Source organism: Bradyrhizobium sp. Ken01 (assembly GCF_055807355.1).
This window is the reverse complement of sequence record NZ_JBVVPC010000003.1, coordinates 297766-315559: the sequence shown is the minus strand read 5'-3', so window position 1 is coordinate 315559 and position 17794 is coordinate 297766. Positions and strand designations below refer to the sequence as shown.

17 protein-coding genes are annotated in these 17794 nt (G+C 63.8%); 5 read left to right on the top strand and 12 right to left on the bottom strand.

Annotated elements, in window-relative coordinates; genetic code table 11:
* The first annotated feature begins 50 nt into the window (after positions 1-50).
* On the top strand, positions 51-473 hold the full coding sequence (locus AC0L3S_RS05470; RefSeq protein ID WP_473278373.1) for a hypothetical protein: 423 nt from the start codon (positions 51-53) through the stop codon (positions 471-473).
* On the opposite strand, the gene AC0L3S_RS05465 is transcribed toward AC0L3S_RS05470, so the two are convergent.
* The 6 genes from AC0L3S_RS05465 to AC0L3S_RS05440 all read right to left on the bottom strand — a co-directional run bounded on the left by AC0L3S_RS05465 (position 461) and on the right by AC0L3S_RS05440 (position 6371).
* Positions 461-1276 carry an energy transducer TonB gene (locus AC0L3S_RS05465; protein WP_473257516.1) on the bottom strand — a complete coding sequence of 272 codons (816 nt, stop codon included), beginning with the start codon at positions 1274-1276 and terminating at the stop codon, positions 461-463. The two genes, AC0L3S_RS05470 and AC0L3S_RS05465, sit on opposite strands and share 13 nt — an antisense overlap.
* Positions 1277-1285: 9 nt before the next feature.
* On the bottom strand, positions 1286-1741 hold the full coding sequence (exbD, locus tag AC0L3S_RS05460; protein ID WP_007609020.1) for a TonB system transport protein ExbD: 456 nt from the start codon (positions 1739-1741) through the stop codon (positions 1286-1288).
* A gap of 3 nt (positions 1742-1744) precedes the next feature.
* Positions 1745-2665, bottom strand: coding sequence for a tonB-system energizer ExbB (exbB, locus tag AC0L3S_RS05455; protein WP_473278350.1), 921 nt, complete (start codon positions 2663-2665; stop codon positions 1745-1747).
* Positions 2662-3351: a Fe2+-dependent dioxygenase gene (locus tag AC0L3S_RS05450; RefSeq protein WP_473278349.1), complete on the bottom strand. Its 690-nt coding sequence runs from the start codon at positions 3349-3351 to the stop codon at positions 2662-2664. Before AC0L3S_RS05450 ends, exbB begins: the two co-directional genes overlap by 4 nt.
* Positions 3352-3370: 19 nt before the next feature.
* Positions 3371-5902 (bottom strand): TonB-dependent receptor, encoded by a 2532-nt coding sequence (locus AC0L3S_RS05445; RefSeq protein WP_473278348.1) that lies wholly within the window; start codon positions 5900-5902, stop codon positions 3371-3373.
* Between the two features lie 229 nt (positions 5903-6131).
* Complete coding sequence (locus AC0L3S_RS05440) at positions 6132-6371, bottom strand: hypothetical protein (protein WP_007592354.1); 240 nt, start codon at positions 6369-6371, stop codon at positions 6132-6134.
* 375 nt (positions 6372-6746) lie between these two features.
* Here AC0L3S_RS05440 and AC0L3S_RS05435 point away from each other — a divergent pair, with 375 nt between their 5' ends.
* From AC0L3S_RS05435 to AC0L3S_RS05425, 3 genes are all read left to right on the top strand, one after another.
* Positions 6747-7919, top strand: coding sequence for an efflux RND transporter periplasmic adaptor subunit (locus tag AC0L3S_RS05435; RefSeq protein WP_473257532.1), 1173 nt, complete (start codon positions 6747-6749; stop codon positions 7917-7919).
* Positions 7916-11062 carry an efflux RND transporter permease subunit gene (locus AC0L3S_RS05430; protein WP_473257535.1) on the top strand — a complete coding sequence of 1049 codons (3147 nt, stop codon included), beginning with the start codon at positions 7916-7918 and terminating at the stop codon, positions 11060-11062. The genes AC0L3S_RS05435 and AC0L3S_RS05430 overlap by 4 nt, the downstream gene beginning before the upstream one ends.
* A gap of 66 nt (positions 11063-11128) precedes the next feature.
* A complete protein-coding gene (locus AC0L3S_RS05425) occupies positions 11129-11701 on the top strand; it encodes an invasion associated locus B family protein (protein WP_473278347.1) in 573 nt (190 codons plus the stop codon).
* Positions 11702-11712: 11 nt separating this feature from the next.
* On the opposite strand, the gene AC0L3S_RS05420 is transcribed toward AC0L3S_RS05425, so the two are convergent.
* Positions 11713-14001: an arylsulfatase gene (locus AC0L3S_RS05420; RefSeq protein ID WP_473278346.1), complete on the bottom strand. Its 2289-nt coding sequence runs from the start codon at positions 13999-14001 to the stop codon at positions 11713-11715.
* A 108-nt stretch (positions 14002-14109) separates the two neighbouring features.
* Here AC0L3S_RS05420 and AC0L3S_RS05415 point away from each other — a divergent pair, with 108 nt between their 5' ends.
* Positions 14110-14778, top strand: coding sequence for a TetR/AcrR family transcriptional regulator (locus AC0L3S_RS05415; RefSeq protein ID WP_473278345.1), 669 nt, complete (start codon positions 14110-14112; stop codon positions 14776-14778).
* Here AC0L3S_RS05415 and AC0L3S_RS05410 read toward each other — a convergent pair.
* The 5 genes from AC0L3S_RS05410 to AC0L3S_RS05390 form a co-directional block, all read right to left on the bottom strand.
* A complete protein-coding gene (locus AC0L3S_RS05410) occupies positions 14773-14943 on the bottom strand; it encodes a hypothetical protein (RefSeq protein WP_473278344.1) in 171 nt (56 codons plus the stop codon). The genes AC0L3S_RS05415 and AC0L3S_RS05410 overlap by 6 nt on opposite strands.
* Before the next feature lie 81 nt (positions 14944-15024).
* The gene (locus AC0L3S_RS05405; RefSeq protein WP_473278343.1) at positions 15025-15291 is read right to left on the bottom strand and encodes a hypothetical protein; all 267 of its coding nucleotides are present in this window, start codon (positions 15289-15291) and stop codon (positions 15025-15027) included.
* A 49-nt stretch (positions 15292-15340) separates the two neighbouring features.
* Positions 15341-16060, bottom strand: coding sequence for an ABC transporter ATP-binding protein (locus AC0L3S_RS05400; protein ID WP_473278342.1), 720 nt, complete (start codon positions 16058-16060; stop codon positions 15341-15343).
* Entirely contained in the window at positions 16057-16824 is a 768-nt protein-coding gene (locus AC0L3S_RS05395) for an ABC transporter ATP-binding protein (RefSeq protein ID WP_473278341.1), read from the bottom strand. Before AC0L3S_RS05395 ends, AC0L3S_RS05400 begins: the two co-directional genes overlap by 4 nt.
* On the bottom strand, positions 16814-17785 hold the full coding sequence (locus AC0L3S_RS05390) for a branched-chain amino acid ABC transporter permease (RefSeq protein ID WP_473257553.1): 972 nt from the start codon (positions 17783-17785) through the stop codon (positions 16814-16816). Before AC0L3S_RS05390 ends, AC0L3S_RS05395 begins: the two co-directional genes overlap by 11 nt.
* Between the last annotated feature and the right edge of the window lie 9 nt (positions 17786-17794).

Sequence of the window (17794 nt, the reverse complement as noted above, 5' to 3'; positions counted from 1 at the left end):
CCCGAACACAAGCCGAAGGGCTCGAGGCCGACTTGGTCAAAGCTGCCGATATGTTGATTGCGCGACGCGCCGATACCCGCGCCCGCGCGGATTTCGCCACCTGGAAGATGATGGCCAAGCTCAACGGGTCATCGGCGCTGCCTCCGGGGGCGCAGGAATTCCTCGTGAGCTACAAGAACCTGCAGGCGCAGATGAACGAGGGTGAGGCTACCGAGGCCACCATCGGCGCCATCTACAAGGCCTACTATGCGGAGATGGGCGGCGCGGGAACCCCGCCTGACGTCCGGCCCCGGGCGGCCGAACCGGCGGCGGACAATGTTACCGCTTTCCGCCGCCCAGAACCGAAGCCGAAGAAGGCCAATTTCTTCGGGGCAGCGACCGGAGGCGCGACCCAGAAACGGCCGCTTCCGGTGGCGCTGATCTTCGCCTGCCTGGTCGCGGTCTATGTCGGGATCAGGCTCTACTGGCGCTGAGCCGTCTTCTTCTTTTTCTTTGCGTCCGGCGGCGTGAAGATGATGTCGACGGTGCGCTCGAACCGGTCGTCGGTCAGGCTGGCAGGCGGTTGCGGGATGGGATCGGATTTGCGGACAATCGAGATCGCGGCCGCATCGTAAGCTGCGTCCCCGGACGACTCGACAACGTCGACTGAAAGCACGTTGCCCCGTCGGTTGATCGCGAAGCTGACTTTGACCTTCTGATTGTTGGGCTCCTTGCCCTCCGGATTGACTTTGTGGGCCGTGAGGTGCGCGCTAATCTTGCGGTTCCAGTCGGCCGTTATCTTCAAGATGTCCTTGCCAATGCCCAGCACAGGAGCCAGCGCCTTCTCGGCCTCGCGCGCGTCCTCGTCGAGCGTCTGCCGCGCCGTCGCAACGGACTTCGGCGAGGCCTCCGCAGCGGGCGTTTCGACCGCCGCAATCTTCGGATCCTCGTCCTGCGGCTTCTTCGAGATGTTCTCGGTGACGACCCGATCGGGATCGTCGACCTGTTGCGACTGATCCTTTGGAAGCTCGGTTTCCTTGGTCTCGGCCTTTTGCTCAGGAAGCGCCTGCTGCTCCTGCATCGCTTCGCTATCCGGTCCCGGCGGAAGGTCGGTGTCAGGCGCCTTCGGCGAGGCCATCTCGACAGCGAACTCCGCGCCGGCCGCGCCGAGGCCATCGTCGCCGTCATCGGCTCGCAGGTGCGCCAGCGCGAGCGCGGCACCACCGAGATGCAGCGCGAGCGCCGCCAGCGCTGCCAAAATCCAAAGCGTCCGGGCTGGTCTGGACTCGTCCGACATCGCGGGCCTCTAAGGCTGAGCGGCGCCTGCCGCAGGCGCCCCCGGAGCGCCTTCCAGCGCAACCAGCTTCACCCGCGAATAGCCGCCTGAGCGCAACAGCTCCATGACGCCCATCAACTCGCCATACGGCACCGAGCGATCGGCGCGCAGGAAGACATACTTGTCCTTGCTCATGTCGGATAGGCCGTCAAGGGTGCCGATCAACTCGGCGCGGTTGACCGGGTTCTCTCCGATGGCAAGCGTCAAATCGGGCTTGATGCTGAGATAGGTCGGCTTGTCCGGCTTCTTCTGCGGCGTCGCGCTCGACGTCGGCAGATCGATCGGCAGGTCGACGGTCGACAGCGGCGCTGCGACCATGAAGATGATCAGCAGCACCAGGATGACGTCGATGAACGGCGTGACGTTGATTTCATGCGTTTCGCCGAAATCGTCGTCGTCATCATTGTCTGCGAGCGAAACGCCCATGGTTCACTCCGCCGCGCGCGAATGCGCGCCGCCGTGGCTGCGGTCGAGATCGCGCGAGAGCAACCGCCCCGCCGCGCCCGAGGCACGGCTGACGAGTTCGAGGTAGCTCTTCGTCACGCGCGAGAAGTAGTTGTAGATGATGACGGCGGGAATGGCGGCGACCAAGCCGATCGCGGTGGCGAGCAGCGCCTCGGCGATACCGGGCGCGACGACGGCGAGATTCGTGGTCTGCGACTTCGAGATGCCGATGAAGCTGTTCATGATGCCCCACACCGTGCCGAACAGGCCAACGAAGGGCGAGGTCGAGCCGATGGTCGCGAGCACGCCCATGCCGACGCGGATGCGCCGCGCTTCCGCGCGTAGGATCTCGGAGAAGCTCGAAGCCGCCCGCTCCTTGATGCCGGTATCGCTGGACAGGCCGGCCGACATCCGCGCCTCGCGCAGCGCCGCCGCCAGGAAGGACGGCAGGATGCCCTCCTTGGCGCCGAGCGCCATCTGCGCTTCCGCGAGCGAGCGCGCCTCCGCGATCTTCTTCAGCGCCGAACGGAGCTTGGTCGCGGCAATCGACAATTCGATCGACTTGGCGATCAGTACCGTCCAGGTCATCAGCGATGCAAAGGCGAGCCCGATCATCACCGCCTTCACGATGACGTCCGCCGACATGAACATCACCCAGGGCGACAATTCCTTCATGGCGGGCGCGATGCCGGCTGCCGTATCGGACTTTGCAGCCGCGGGCACGGCAGCTTGGGGCGCCGCAGGCGGAGCAACAACCGGGGCCGGGCTGACCGCGGACGGCTGAGCCGTCGACTGGACCGGTGCCGGGGGCGCGGCCTGTGTCTGGGCAGAAACAGGGGATGCAAGCCAGGCGGCCGCCAGCACCAGAGCTGCGGCGAGGCTTGCTTGGAAGGACATGATCTTCATACTTCGGCCCAGTAGCGAATGAGGTTGTGATAGATACCCGTCAATTTGACCGTTTCGGGATCGTCACGCCCGAGCCGTTCCACCAGCGCCTGTATCGCGGTGTTGAGATCAAAGATCATGCTCCGGGCTTGATCGTCCCGTATCATGCTCTGAAGCCAGAAGAAAGACGCAACCCGCGTTCCCCTCGTCACCGGGGTGACCAGATGGAGGCTGGTCGAGGGATAGAGCACGCAGTCCCCGGCTTGCAACTTGACTTCGTGCGAACCGTAGCTGTCCTCGATCACAAGTTCGCCACCGTCGTACTCCTCCGGCTCGGCCAGGAACAGCGTCACCGAGACGTCTGTGCGGATGCGAAGGCCGGTCAGGCGGTCGCCGCGGATCGCATTGTCGACGTGCAGGCCGAAATGGTGGCCGCTGCTGGCCGCATAGCGGTTGAACAGCGGCGGGAAGATCTGGAGCGGGATCGCCGCCGCGATGAAGCGCGGGTTCGACGTCAGAGCCGAGATGATGCGGTTGCCGAGCTTGCGCGCAACCTCGCTGTCCGGCGGCAATTGCTCGTTGCGCTTGACCATCGCCGACTGCGAGCCGGCGGTGGAGCGCCCATCCTCCCATTCGCTGGCGTCCATGATGCGGCGGAAATCCGCCACATCATCCTTGCTCAGAACGTTTTCTATGCATGTCAGCATGAAACTGGCTGTCGCTCCATCAGTAGCGCGCCGAGAGCACCACATAGGCGGCACGGCCCGGTGCTTCCAGCACGAAGGGCGCAGCGCTCTGGTACAGCGCGTCGTAATAGCGTTTGTCGAAGATGTTGTTCACGAACAGCTTGACCTGCCAGTTCTTGTTGATCTTGGCCTCAGCAAACATGTCGAAACGCCAATAGCTCGGAAGCGACGTGCCCACGTTCGCCGCGAGCAAAGTGCCGCCGTAGATCTTCGAACGGTAGACCGCCTGTCCACCCAGTTCCCAGACGTCGGTGAGCTGGTACTTCGTGAGCAAGCTGAAGGACTCATGGGCGACGTTGGCGAGCGGACGCCCGACATTTGTCGGATACAGCGCCTTGTTCGCCGACGGCGCCAGCGACTGCGTCACCTCCGACTGCATCAGCACGAGACCGCCGAACACGCTCCACTTGTCGGTGATCTTGCCACCGATACCGAGATCGATGCCGCGGATGCGGTAGGCTGCACCGGCGGTAATGCAAGATATGTTGCCGGTCGTTCCGGTCGGATAGACGCATCCCAAGGGCGCAGCGGCGGCCGCACTACCGACGTTCTGCGACTCGCGCGCATTGTCCTTGGTGGTCTGGAACAGCGCCGCGGTGAGCAAAAGATGACGATCGAACAGCTCCCATTTGGTGCCGAGTTCGATCGCCTTGTTTTTCTCGGGCCCGAAGATCTGGGTGTTGCCGCCGGCGAGAGTCGGATTGAAGGCGCCATAGGGCGTGCTGGTGCCGTCGAACTCGGCACCGACGGGGTTCGCCGAAGTGGCATAGGCCACATAGACGCTGCCGTTCGGAGCAGGCTTGAGCGTCAGGCCGAGATTGAAGTTGGGGATCAGGAATTCCGCCGACTGCTGGCCGAGCGTGCCATTTGCCGCATAGCCGGATGAATTGATGCTGTAATTGTCGTAGCGAAAGCCGCCGTTGAGGATCAGCAGGTCGCGATAATTCGCGCTGTCCATGACGTAGCCGCTGACGGTGTCGATGCCGACGCTGATGGGCAGACCTGCCAGTGCGAGCGCTTTGCCTGGCAGATAAGTGTCCTGGGGAGAGAACACACTGACGCCCGTCGGCGAGCCACCTGGCGTTACGAGAACACCATTTCCCTCCGAGGTAAGCCCGAGGTACTTATCGATCGACGATCTCTCGCGATCGACTTCGATTCCTGCCAGCGCGGTATGCTTGAAGCCGGCCCCATCCTGGAATTTGTAGGTCGCCTCCGTCTGGTTGGCGAGCACGTCGGTGATCTGCAGGCGGCTCTGCGGATTCATCGTGAGCGTCGACGCCGAGAGCGGAGTGGCGATGACCGGGCTCTCCGGCAGCGTTCCGACATAATTCTGCGTCGAACGCGACGCGCGGAACTTGTTGCTGACGATCAGGTCCGGGGTGATCTGAACCTCGGCGTTGAGCGTGCCGATGTCCTGACCGGTCCGGAAGAAGTCCCGGTTGATCTGACCATACCAATTGTTGCGGTTGGCACCGAAGTCCGGGAATGGACCGCCGGCGGTGGTCGAGGTGCTCGGCCGATAATAGGGCACACCGAAGTCCGGAACTCCCGTCAATTCGGTATGGATGTAGCCAGCGGTGACCTTGACGGCGTCGACAGGCTTCCAGGTCGTCGCGACGAAGGCGCCGTTGCGGTCGTCCTTGACGTAGTCACGACCGGCGACATTGGCGTCCTGGAACAGACCGCCGGCGCGAACGGCGAGCGTCGGATTGATCACCTGGTTGACGTCGAGCGTGACACGCTTGGTCTGGTCGGTGCCAAACGTCGTGTCCATGTTGTAGAAGCTCTTGTCCGAATTTGCCTGCTTGGTGACGATGTTGATCGCACCGCCAGCGACACCGCGGCCGGAAAAGGTCGAGCCGGGGCCCCGCAGGATCTCAACTTGCTCGGTGAAGAAGTTCTCACGAACGCTCACGCCGGAATCGCGAACGCCGTCGATGAAGATGTCGTTGCGAGCATCGAAGCCGCGAATGAAGAAACGGTCTCCGAACGCATTGCCGCCCTCGCCTGAACCGAGCGTCACGCCGGCCGTGCTCAGAATCGCCTGCTTCAGCGACGTGGCGTTCTTGTCCGCGAGCACTTCCTTGCTGAGAACCGTGATGGATTTCGGCGTATCCACCAGCTTCTCCGGGAATTTTCCGCCGGCCTGCACGTGATCGACCTTGTAGGGCGCGACCGGATCCGCATACGGATTGGCGTCGGCGGGACCGGACAGCGGGGTGGGAGCGGTCTGCTGCGCCGCCTGCTGCCGCTGCGCGGCGCGGCGAAGCGCATTGCGCGCGCGGACCTGATCCGCCGTCGGCTTCGAAGCCACCGGGCGCGGACGCGCGACCGGCGCATCGACTGTTACCGGCGGCAGGTTCGACTGCTGCGCCTCCGCGCCGCTCGACACCGATGCTGCCGCGATCAGGCCCGCGACAGCCGAGACCTTCTTGCCGGAAACGCCCGTGAACTTTTCATCGAATGCTGCGACCGAACGCAACGACTTCGGTGCGACCACCTGCCCCATTACCAAACACGCCCCATATTCCTGTTCGCCCATTCACTTCGATGAGCGATTGGAGTGTTGGTATCGGCCGTAAAATATCGGGTCAATGCGAGTAAGCCGCGAGAACGCTTGAATAAGTCCAGATCAAAGCGATTCTAAATTGCAGTTTGAAACCGTTCTAAATCGAGATTGGATTAGTTCTAAAGAGAGCGCGAAAATGCTGCGAAATCCGGCGGTCGCGCGCGCATCGTCAATCGCTGCTCGGCGGCTTCATCAGCGAGAACAATTCATCGACGGTCTTCTGCGCCACCGCGCGCACGCGATCGCTGTTGTCCATGCCGGCAATGTTGACGCCGCCGACGACGGCTCTGATCTCGTCGCGGAAGTCGGTGAGAAAGCGCAAGGGATCGCGCTGCTCGTTGGCGACGCGCGCGATCAGTCCCGTGATCAGGATCTGACACGCGATCAGCTTGCCGTTCAGTTCGTCCATGCTGCGCTCCCGTTGTGGCGCGCCGATATGACCGATGCCGGTTTTCCTGACAACCGAAACGGCCGTCCCACGATTTAGAACCGTTCTTGCGGGCCATCGCCTTGCGGCCCATGCGCAGCGCCGCTCTGTCCAGAGCACACCGCTTTCGAGCATTGCACAGATTTTGCACGCTGATCGTTCCCGACAGGAAAATGCAGCACTGCACACCGTAGTGACACGGAGCTGCCTAAGCAGTGCAAAGCTTTCCAATTGTTTAGGATTCTCAACCGATACTGCTGTTTACACTGGAACTTGGCGTGTATTATACAAGCGCCCTGGAACCCTATGATTGCCTCATAATTCGTACTTAAGGCACAAGAGCCGACACGAGACGATATGAACAAGTCCCGGCCGATCCTCTGGATTCTGATCATCGCGGCCGTGGCCTCCGCGGGTTACTATGGTTGGCAGAAATTCGGCTCGCCCGACGCCCGAAAAACCCAGGCCGCACAGAAGGGGCCGCAGCGCCCGCCCGCTGTCCCCGTGAGCGTTTCGCCGGTCCAGAAGGTGGACTTTCCGGTTTACCTGACCGGTCTCGGCACGGTTGCGGGCTTCAATACCGTCCAAGTCCGGACCAGGGTGGACGGCCAGATCGACAAGATCGCCTTCACCGAAGGTCAGATCGTCAAGGAGGGCGAGCTCCTCGCCTCGATCGATCCCCGCCCCTATCAGGCCACGCTCGACCAGGCCAAGGCCAAGAAGGCCCAGGACGAGGCAAATCTGGCCAATGCCAATCTCGAGCTCCAGCGCGCCATGAAGCTCGGCGAATTCGCCACCGCACAGCGGGTCGACACCCAGCGTTCCACGGTCGCCCAGCTCAACGCCCAGATCGCCGCCGACGAAGCTTCGATCTCCAATGCGCAGACCCAGCTCGACTACACCCAGGTCAAGGCGCCGATCACCGGCGTCGCGGGCCTGCGCCAGGTCGACATCGGCAACATCGTCAATTCCTCGACGCAGACCGGCATCGTCACGATCTCGCAGGTCGAGCCGATCTCGGTGATCTTCACCGCGCCGGAGGATCAGCTGCCCTATATCAGCGAGGGCCAGAAGGCCGGCGCGCTCAGGGTGATCGCCTTCACCACCGACGGCAAGAAGACGTTGGCCGAGGGCAAGCTCGCGGTCATCAACAACCAGGTCGACACCAGCAGCGGCACGATCCGGCTCAAGGCGGTCTTCGAGAACAAGGACCATGCGCTGTGGCCCGGGCAGTCCGTGTCGACGCGCCTTCTGGTGCGTACTCTGAAAGATGCGACCGTTGTTCCGGATGACGCGGTCCAGCACTCCACCAATGGACTCTACGCTTATACGGTCAATCAGGACAACAAGGCCGAGGTGCACAAGATCAAGGTCAGCTACGCCATCGACGGACGTTCGGTCGTCGACGAAGGGCTCACGCCCGGGCAACAGGTGATCACCGGCGGCCAATTCAAGGTCCAGCCCGGAAGCCTCGTCTCCACGGCCGTGGCGAGTACGGATCCGGCCCAGAACAAGGTTCGACAGGAATGAACGCGGGCGGGATTTCGGCACCTTTCATCCGTTATCCCATCGGCACGTCGCTGCTGATGGCCGGCATTCTCTTCGTCGGTCTCGTCGCCTATCCCCTGCTGCCGGTCGCGCCCCTGCCGCAGGTGGACTTCCCGACCATCCAGATCACCGCCAATCTGCCGGGCGGCAGCCCTGAGACCATGGCCTCGTCAGTGGCCCAGCCGCTCGAACGGCAATTCGCCCAGATCCCAGGCATCGCCCAGATGACTTCGACGAGCTATCTGGGCACCGCGTCAATCACCATCCAGTTCGACCTCAACCGCAGCATCGACGGCGCCGCCAACGACGTGCAGGGCGCCATCAACGCCGCGAGCGGTCAGCTACCGAAGAACCTGCCCTCGCCGCCGACCTATCGCAAGGTCAACCCGGCCGACGCCCCGATCCTGCTGCTGTCGGCGACCTCCGAGACATTGCCGCTGACCAGTGTCAGCGACGCGGTCGACGCCCAGCTCGCCCAGCAGATCAGCCAGCTCTCCGGCGTCGCGCAGGTCTTCATCGGCGGCCAGCAGAAACCGTCCATCCGCATCCAGATCGACCCGGCGAAACTCGTCGCCAAGGGCCTGTCGATGGAGGACGTGCGCAGCCAGATTGCGATCACCACGGTCGACAGCCCGAAGGGTAACATCGACGGTCCGAAGCGCGCCTACACGATCTACGCCAACGACCAGCTCACCCAGGCCAAGGACTGGAACGACGTCATCATCGCTTATCGCAATGGCGGTCCCTTGCGAATCCGCGATGTCGGCCAGGCGGTCAGCGGCGCCGAGGACGCCAAACAGGCGGCTTGGGCCAACGGCAAGCGCGGCGTGTTCCTGGTGATATTCAAGCAGCCAGGCGCCAACGTCATCGAGACCGTCGACCGGATCAAGGCCACTCTGCCTCGCCTCGTCGCCGCGATCCCGCCCGCGATCAAGATCGAGCTCATCAGCGACCGCACCACGACGATCCGCGCCGCGGTCGAGGACGTCCAGTTCACGCTGCTGCTGACCATTGCGCTGGTGGTCATGGTCATCTTCATTTTCCTGCGCAGTTTCTGGGCGACCGTCATTCCCACCATCACGGTGCCGCTGGCACTGCTGGGCGCGTGCGCCTTGATGTGGGTCGTCGGCTATTCGCTCGACAATCTGTCGCTGATGGCTCTCACCATCGCGGTCGGATTCGTCGTCGACGACGCCATCGTGATGCTCGAAAACATCACCCGCTATATAGAGGAAGGCGAATCGCCGATGGCGGCCGCCTTCAAGGGCTCCAAGGAAATCGGCTTCACCATCGTGTCGATCAGCATCTCGCTGGTCGCAGTGCTAATTCCGCTGCTGCTGATGGGCGGGATCATCGGGCGCCTGTTCCGCGAATTCGCCGTCGTGCTGGCGATGACGATCTTCGTCTCCATGTTCGTGTCGCTGACCCTGACGCCGATGATGGCCTCGCGCTTCCTGCGCGCCCATGGCGAGGTCACGCACGGCAAGTTCTACCAGTGGAGCGAGCGCGGCTTCGACCGGATGTTGCGCGGTTACGAATGGGTGCTCGACCATGCCCTGGCCTGGCGCCGCACGACGCTCACGATCTTCTTCGCGACCCTCGCCCTGTCGATCTATCTGTTCGTCCTGATCCCGAAAGGGTTCTTCCCGCAGCAGGACGTCGGCCTGATCACCGCGACCTCGGAAGCCTCCCAGGACATCTCGTTCGCGGAGATGCAGCGCCGCCAGGTCGAGCTCGGCAAGATCGTAATGGACGATCCCGACGTCGCAACGATCGCAATGAACATCGGCGGCAGCGGCCGCGCCGGCAACAACGGCAACATGTTCATCACGCTGAAGCCGCTCAGCGTCCGCAATGCCTCCGCGCAGCAGATCATCGCCCGGCTGCGTCCCAAGCTCGAAAAGGTGTCCGGCGCCCGCCTCTACATGCAGGCGGCCCAGGACGTCCGGCTCGGCGGCCGGCCGACCCGTACGCAGTTCGAGTTCACCCTGCAGGACGCCGATCTCGCCGAGCTCAACGACTGGGCGCCCAAGATCCTCGCCAAGATGCAGACCTTGCCGCAACTGCGCGACGTCGCGACCGACCAGCAGACCCAGGGCACCACGGTCCAGCTCAAGATCAACCGCGATACGGCAGCGCGTTACGGAATCCAGCCGCAGCTGATCGACGATACGTTGTACGACGCGTTCGGACAGCGTCAGGTCACGCAGTATTTCACCCAGCTCAACACCTACAAGGTGATCCTTGAGATCCTGCCGGAGATGCAGGGCAGCCTCGAGAGCCTGAACAAGCTCTACCTGAAATCTCCGCTGACCGGCGACCAGGTGCCACTGTCGACGTTTGCGACCTGGAGCACCGACCCGGTGCGGCCGCTCTCAATCAGCCACCAGGGCCAGTTCCCGGCGATCACGATCAGCTTCAACCTCGCCCAGGGCGTCGCGCTCGGCCAGGCCACGGAGGCCGTGCAGAAGGCGATGGCCGATCTCGGCGCGCCGCCGACGCTCAATTCGAGCTTCCAGGGCACGGCACAGGCGTTCCAGCAGTCGCTCGGCACTGTGCCGCTCCTCATCCTCGCCGCGCTGGTGGTGGTCTATCTGATCCTCGGCATCCTCTACGAGAGCTACATCCACCCGATCACGATTCTGTCGACCCTGCCCTCGGCCGGCGTCGGCGCGCTCGCGATCCTGATGGCAGCCGGCTTCGAGTTCAGCCTCATTGCTTTGATCGGAGTCATTCTGCTGATCGGCATCGTGAAGAAGAACGGCATCATGATGGTGGACTTCGCCATCGCCGCGGAGCGCGACGAGCACAAGACGCCGGCGGAATCGATCCGGCAGGCGGCGCTGTTGCGCTTCCGTCCGATCATGATGACGACGATGGCTGCCCTGCTCGGCGGCGTGCCGCTGATGCTCGGCCACGGCACCGGCGCCGAGATTCGCCAGCCGCTCGGCTACGCCATGGTCGGCGGTCTAATCGTCAGCCAGGCGCTGACGCTGTTCACCACGCCGGTCGTCTATCTCTATCTCGACGAGCTCAACAACTGGTTCTCCGGCTGGGGCCGTAAGGGTGACGGCGAAGGCGACGAGAGGGTCGAGCACGGCACCGTAAAGGAAGCTGCCGAGTAGCAGCTTGCACCGCGCGTCTCACGACGTTACAGCGAGGCCCTCGGTTCACGTCAATGCGGTCTTGCCATGCCCATGCAATCCAGATTTGTCGCCCTTGCCACCGCTGTCCTGTTGTCGGCGGGCACCGCGCATGCCCAGCAAGGCGCCAAGAAGAACGCGGCTCCCTCTGCCCCGGTGGCACAGCCCGCACCGGCTCCGACGCAACCGCAGGCTGACGGCGCTCCGGCGCAGCAGCCCGGCTGGGTCGTGCGCTGCACCAGCGTCAGCCGCGACGCACCGCTCGAATGCGCGATGGAGCAAAACGCAGTGCTGACCAAGACTGGCCAGACCATCGTCCTGATCAACATCCGCATCGCGTCCGACACCCGCACGCCGGTGGCGCTGCTGCAATTGCCGCTCGGCCTCAACCTTCCCATCGGCGCCAAGCTCCAGGTCGACGAAGGCAAGACGGTCGATCTCCCAATCCAGACCTGCGAGAATCGCGGCTGCTACGCCTCGACGCCGATTGCGCCGGACCTGCTCGCGGCCCTGCGCTCGGGCAAGCAGTTGAAGGTCTCCTTCCAGAACATGGCCAAGGAAACGATCGCGATCCCGATGCCGTTGGGCGATTTCGCGGCCGCCTACGACAAGATCAAGTAGCCGTATCGTCGTCACTGCCGCGCCATCTGCGCATTGCCGACGGCGTCGCCGTCGAGCTTCTGGTCGTCGTGCATGGTCACGCTGACGTGCGAGAGCCGTCCGGTGAATTCGAACGGCGCCTCGTAATGCGACACCGGGCTGCCGCGGTCGCGGCCGATGTCGAGGCCCGACCACGAGATCAGCGTGTGGAATCCCAGCTGGGTCTGCAGCGATCCCGCCTTCTCGCCATCGATCAGAAGCGTGTAGTCGGTGATACCGGTGCGCGAGCCCTTCGCCGGCGGCTCTTGGCGCACGAGACGCTTCACGTGAACGCCGAGCCGCCGCGCGCCCGACGGCACCTTGCGGTCCGAGCGGATGATCTGGTGACTGCCGCCGATGTTGAGGTCGTGCACGAGATGCCCCCCTTTGACGTAGAGGCTATAGCCTGACGTCGCATCACCATGCGAGATCAGCACGCCGTCGGCACCCGCCTCGTCGAGCTCGACATGCGCCTCGATCGTATAGCTACGGCTGCGTACGTCCGGTGCAACATCGGTCGGCACATGGCCCATGCCAGCATGGAAGACGAAACGATGGCGAGCACCGTGAAAGCGCGCAGCATTCTCCGCAAAGCGCGGCCCGAACCGGTCGTCGAGCGGTAACACGTTGTGCTTCTCTGCCTCCGCCCACCATGCTGCGATCATCGTTGCCAGCCGCTCCGGCTCTTTCGCCGCGAGATCATCGGTCTCGGAGAAATCCTCATCGAGATGGAACAACTCCCATTTGTCGCTCTCGAACGGCGTGCCCGATGGATGGAAGGCGACCGCCTTCCAGCCGCCCTTCCAGAGGCCGCGATGGCCGAACATCTCGAAATATTGCGGCGAGCTCTTTGAAGGAGCAGACGCGTCCATGATCGAGCGCGCGAAGCTATCGCCTTCCAGCGGCATCTGCCGGCAGCCAGCGATCGTCGTGGGCGCCTCGATGCCGATCAGCTCCAGCAGCGTCGGCGTGAGGTCGCAGGCGTGCACGAACTGGCGCCGCAGCTCGCCCGTGCCCGCGATCTTCTTCGGCCAGTTGATGACGAAGGGATCGCGGATGCCGCCGCCATGGGTGTTCTGCTTGTAGCGGCGCAGCGGCGTGTTCGAGGCCATCGCCCAGCCATGCGGAAAATTACTGTGGGTGTCCGGCCCGCCGATGTCGTCGATGCGGCTCAGCTTCTCCGCGATCGGCTCCGGCTTGAAGTTGAACGGGCCCATCGCGTTGACGAAACCGAGCGGCCCGCCCTCCTGGCTCGCGCCATTGTCGGACATCACGATGATCATGGTGTTGTCGCGAATGTCGGCCTTCTCCAGAAATGAGACGAGGCGTGCAAGATGACGATCGGAATGGTCGAGCATTCCGGCAAAGGCCGCCTGCAGGCGCGTGAAGACGCGACGCTCGTCGGCCGAATGATCTTCCCAGGCTTTCACGCCGTCATTGCGCGCCGGCATCCGCGTTCCCTCCGGCACCAGTCCCAACGCCTTCTGACGCGAGAGCCGCTGCTCGCGTTCGACGTCCCAGCCGTGCGCAAACGAGGCGTCGTAGCTCCTGATGATATCCATCGGAGCCTGGTGCGGCGCGTGGCAGGCCCCCAGCGCGACCCAGGTCAGCCACGGGATATCCGGTCGATCGGCGACGTGATCTCCGATGAAGCGGATCGACTGGTCGATCAGGTCCTCGGTCAGATGGTAGCCGTCGGCATAGGTGCCCGGGGGATCGACATGCGTGTTATCGGAGACGAGCTCCGGCGCGTACTGGTCGGTCTCGGCGTCGAGGAAGCCGTAGAAGCGATCGAAGCCGCGGCCAAGCGGCCAACCGTCGAACGGGCCGGTGGCGCCGCTCTCGGTCAGAGGCGTCACATGCCATTTGCCGACCATGTAGTTGCGATAACCGTGGGTGCGGAGCATCTCGGCGAGTGTCCCCGCCTCGCGCGCGATCTTGCCGCGGTAGCCAGGATACCCGGAATCGAAATTGGCAAGACACCCGACGCCGACCGAGTGATGGTTGCGCCCCGTCAGCAGCGCAGCCCGCGTCGTCGAGCACATCGCTGTGGTATGGAAGCCGGAATAGCGCAAGCCTTCGGCGGCGAGCCGGTCGATGGTCGGCGTCCGGATCGCCGAGCCGTAGCAGCCGAAATCGGAGAAGCCGACGTCGTCGAATAGCACCACCAGGATGTTCGGCGCGCCCTCGGGCGGCCTTGGCGAATCCGGCCACCAGGGTTTTGAGTCCGCAACCGTCCTGCCGACGGTGCCGCGAAACCGCGTATCGCTGCCTGCACTCATCTGATCCTCCCTGTTCGGCCGGCCTGGGTGGCCGCGGACGGCCACGGTTGACCCGCAGCTCGTCCCCACCTAAATTATAATAAGAATTATGATTATCATTTAGCCGCGATGCAAGCACGGAAGCAGCCACGTTCCGAAGACCCCGGGGTTCGCGATTTCGACCTGCCCGGCGTCGCCCCGTCGCGCCAGAAGCGCAGCAGAGAGACGACGCTGGCGCTGCTGCGCGCCGGCGCCGAGATGCTGCGGACGCGCAGCCTCGCCGAGCTCTCGATCGAAGCACTCTGCACCGAGGTCGGCGCCACCGTTGGCGCCTTCTACAGCCGCTTCGAGAGCAAGGAGGCCTATTTCAACGCGTTGATGGCGCTGGCCGCGCGCGACGGCGAGCACCGACTGGGCGAGATCAGGCAGCCGTCGCCCGAGACAGGCCTTGGCGAGCTCTGCCAAATCGTTGTCAAAGGCATCATCGCCTGGATGCGCAACCACGAGGGCGTGCTGCGCGCCGCGCTCCAGCATGACGACAACCGCCCGGACAAATGGTCGGCGTTCAAGGCGCTGGCGAAAGCCACCACGATGGGCGCCACCCCTCTCCTGCTGTCGGCCATGGGCAAGCGACGCAAGGTTGCCAAGACCCGCACCATCGCCTTCGGCTTCCAAATCGTCCTCGGTACGCTGGTGAACGCCATCCTCAACGATCCCGGCCCGCTGTCGCTTTCGTCGAAAGAGATGGAGACGCGGCTGGCCGGCTGCCTGTTGCTGCTGCTTCAGGCGGAGCTATGACAGTCCTTCCTCGCGAAGGATCTGCTTCGCCTCCTCGTCCCCGAGCTCCGCGGCTTTGCTGAGCCAATACACGGCACGCTCATTATCTTTCGGCGTGCCGTTGAGGCCGTCAAAACAATTCACGATCATCTCTCGGATCGTCGCCAAATGACCTGACTCGGCCACCCGCTCCTTCAGATCGAAGGCCCTGAAGTAGCGCTCCCTGGGGGTTCCGGCCCCGAGCCCTCTTCGCAAGGCTCCGGCGAGCTAGAGCCATGACTCGCAATCGTCGGCAGCGATCGATGCCCCGGCTCGCGCCATCAGCGCCAGACTGGCTGGCTGATCGCCCTTGTCATGCAGATATTCAGCCATCTCGATCATGGCCATGACAGAGCCTTTCGCGATGAACGCCTCCAGATAGGCGACGCCTTCGCCGTCCCCGACTTCCTTCAAAAGTTGTCGGGCGACCCCAACATCGAATCCGAGCCCGTCTGAGAACACGATCCAATCTCCCGGCAGGCTCGCAAACTGCAAGCATAACATCATTCGCTGACATCCCGCGGTTGCTGCGAACGGACGCCGATCAGTCCACCCCGAGATAAGCCTTCTGCACCTGCGGATCCTCCGCGAGCGCGGCCGCCGTGCCTGACAGCACGCTCTTGCCGACCTGGAGCACCGTGGCGAAATCCGAGACCTCCAGTGCGAGCTCGATCGACTGCTCGGCGAGCAGAATGGTCAGGCCCTCGCGATGCAGGCGGCCGAAGGTCTCGTACATGGACTCGACCACCGCCGGCGCGAGACCGAGCGACGGTTCATCCAGCATCAACAGCTTCGGGTCGCTCATCAGCGCGCGCCCGACCGCGAGCATCTGCCGCTCGCCGCCGGACATGGTGCCGGCGCGCTGGTTGCGGCGTTCCTTCAGGCGCGGAAAGATCTCGTAGACGCGTTCGAGCAGCGTGGCCTGACGCGACTTGTCGCGCAGCGGCGTTGCTCCGAGCAGAAGATTGTTCTCGACGCTCTGCTGCACGAACAGCCGCCAACCTTCCGGCGACAGCGCCAGCCCCTTGCGCACGATCGCAAACGCCTTCTCGCCCGCGATGTCCTCGCCGCGAAAGCGAATCGATCCGGAATGCACGGGAATGAGGCCGGCGATCGCGTTCAGCGTCGTGGTCTTGCCGCCGCCATTGGAGCCGAGCAGCGCGACCACGCTGCCTTCGGGAACCTCCAGCGAGACGTCGGACACGCCGATGAGATCGCCGTAGCGCACCTCGAGGTGCTCGATCCGCAGCAACGGCTCGCTCATAGGTCCGGCCCGCCCATCAGCTCGACTGGCGTGTGGCCGGCGGCTGCCTTCGCTGCACGCTTGCCGAGATAGGCCTCGATCACCGCCGGGTTGGAGGTGACCTCGCGCGGCGAGCCGCGGGCGATCTCCTTGCCCTGGTGGAACACCATCACGCGGCTGGCGAGCGACATAATAACTTCCATGATGTGCTCGACGATCACGAGGGTGATGCCGGAACGGTGAATGTCGCGCACCAGATCGATGGCGAGCCTCACCTCATGGGCGTTGAGGCCGGCCATGGCTTCGTCGAGCAGAAGCACCTTCGGCTCGGTCGCGAGCGCCCGTGCGATCTCCAGCCGCTTGCGGCCGGGCGTGCCGAGCGAGCGTGCCGGCGCATCCGCAAGCCTGATCATGCCAACGCGCTCAAGCACCGCGCGCGCTTTGGTCTCGGCGTTCTTGCGATGCGAGGTGCGCAGAAAGGCGCCGATCATGACGTTTTCCAGCACCGTCATGCCCTCAAAGGTCTGCGGCACCTGGAAGGTACGGGCGAGCCCAAGTCCGGCGCGCAGCTCCGGCGTGAAGTCGGTGATGTCGCGGCCCTCGAACAGGACGCGGCCCGAGGTGGTCTTGAGATCGCCAGTCAGGCAATTGAAGAAGGTGGACTTGCCCGCGCCGTTCGGGCCGATCAAGCCGAGGATGTCGCCTTGCTCCAAGGTCACGGAGGCGTCGTCCACCGCCTTGAAGCTGCCGAACGCCTTAGTGATTGCGCGTGCCTCAAGGAGCATGGCCAGCTCCCGTGTCCTTGGTCGGTTTGCTGCGCCGCGTGAGCAGGCTGAGCAAGCCACCCGGCTGGAAACGCGCGATCACGACGATGATCGCGCCATAGAGCACGAAGGTGAGCCCGGCGCCCTTGCCGCCGAGCCAGCTGTTGGAGATCTCCTCCAGCGGCACCAGGATCGCGGCACCGACCAAAGGTCCGAACAATAGCCCTGCCCCGCCGAGCGCCGCCATGATCAGAATTTTCACCGAAATCAGGATGCCGAATCCCGACTCGGGATCGACGAAGCCGAACATCATGGCATAGAGCGCGCCGGCAACGCTCGTCAGCGCCGCACTCAGCATGTAGGCGTAGAGCTTGGTGCGGCTGGCGGGTGCGCCGAGCGAGCGCGCCGCGCGCTCGGAATCCTTGATCGCGCGCAGGTAAAATCCCATGCGGCTGTTGGTCATCCACCAGGTGATCAACAAAGTGATCGCGAGGATTGCGAGGAAGAGATAGTAGTACGGCAGCGACGACAGGAACGAGAGATCGAAGATGTTGCGCGGCACCGTCGGCCCGGAGAGCCCGACCGCCGCACCGAGCCAGTCGGTGTTGGTTACGATCAGCCGCATCGTCTCGGCGACCGCGATTGTCGCCATGCTGAAATAATGGCCCGACAGGCGCAGCGTCGGCACGCCGATGATCGCGGCCAGCGCCACGGCGAGCACGATCCCGCCGGGAATGCCGAACAGGGGCGACAGGCCGAACTTTGCGTAAGATCCCATCGCGGCATAAGCACCGCAGCCGAAGAACACGACGTGGCCGACCGAAACCTGGCCGGCATAGCCGCCGACGATATTCCATGCGGATGCCGCAATCGCATAAAGCAGCACCAGCGCGCCCACGCGCTGCTGGAACGGCGAGGACAGCAGCAGCGGATAGGCGATCGCAATCGCCGCGACAACTGAGAGCCAGATCAAGCGCCGCATCACAGCTTG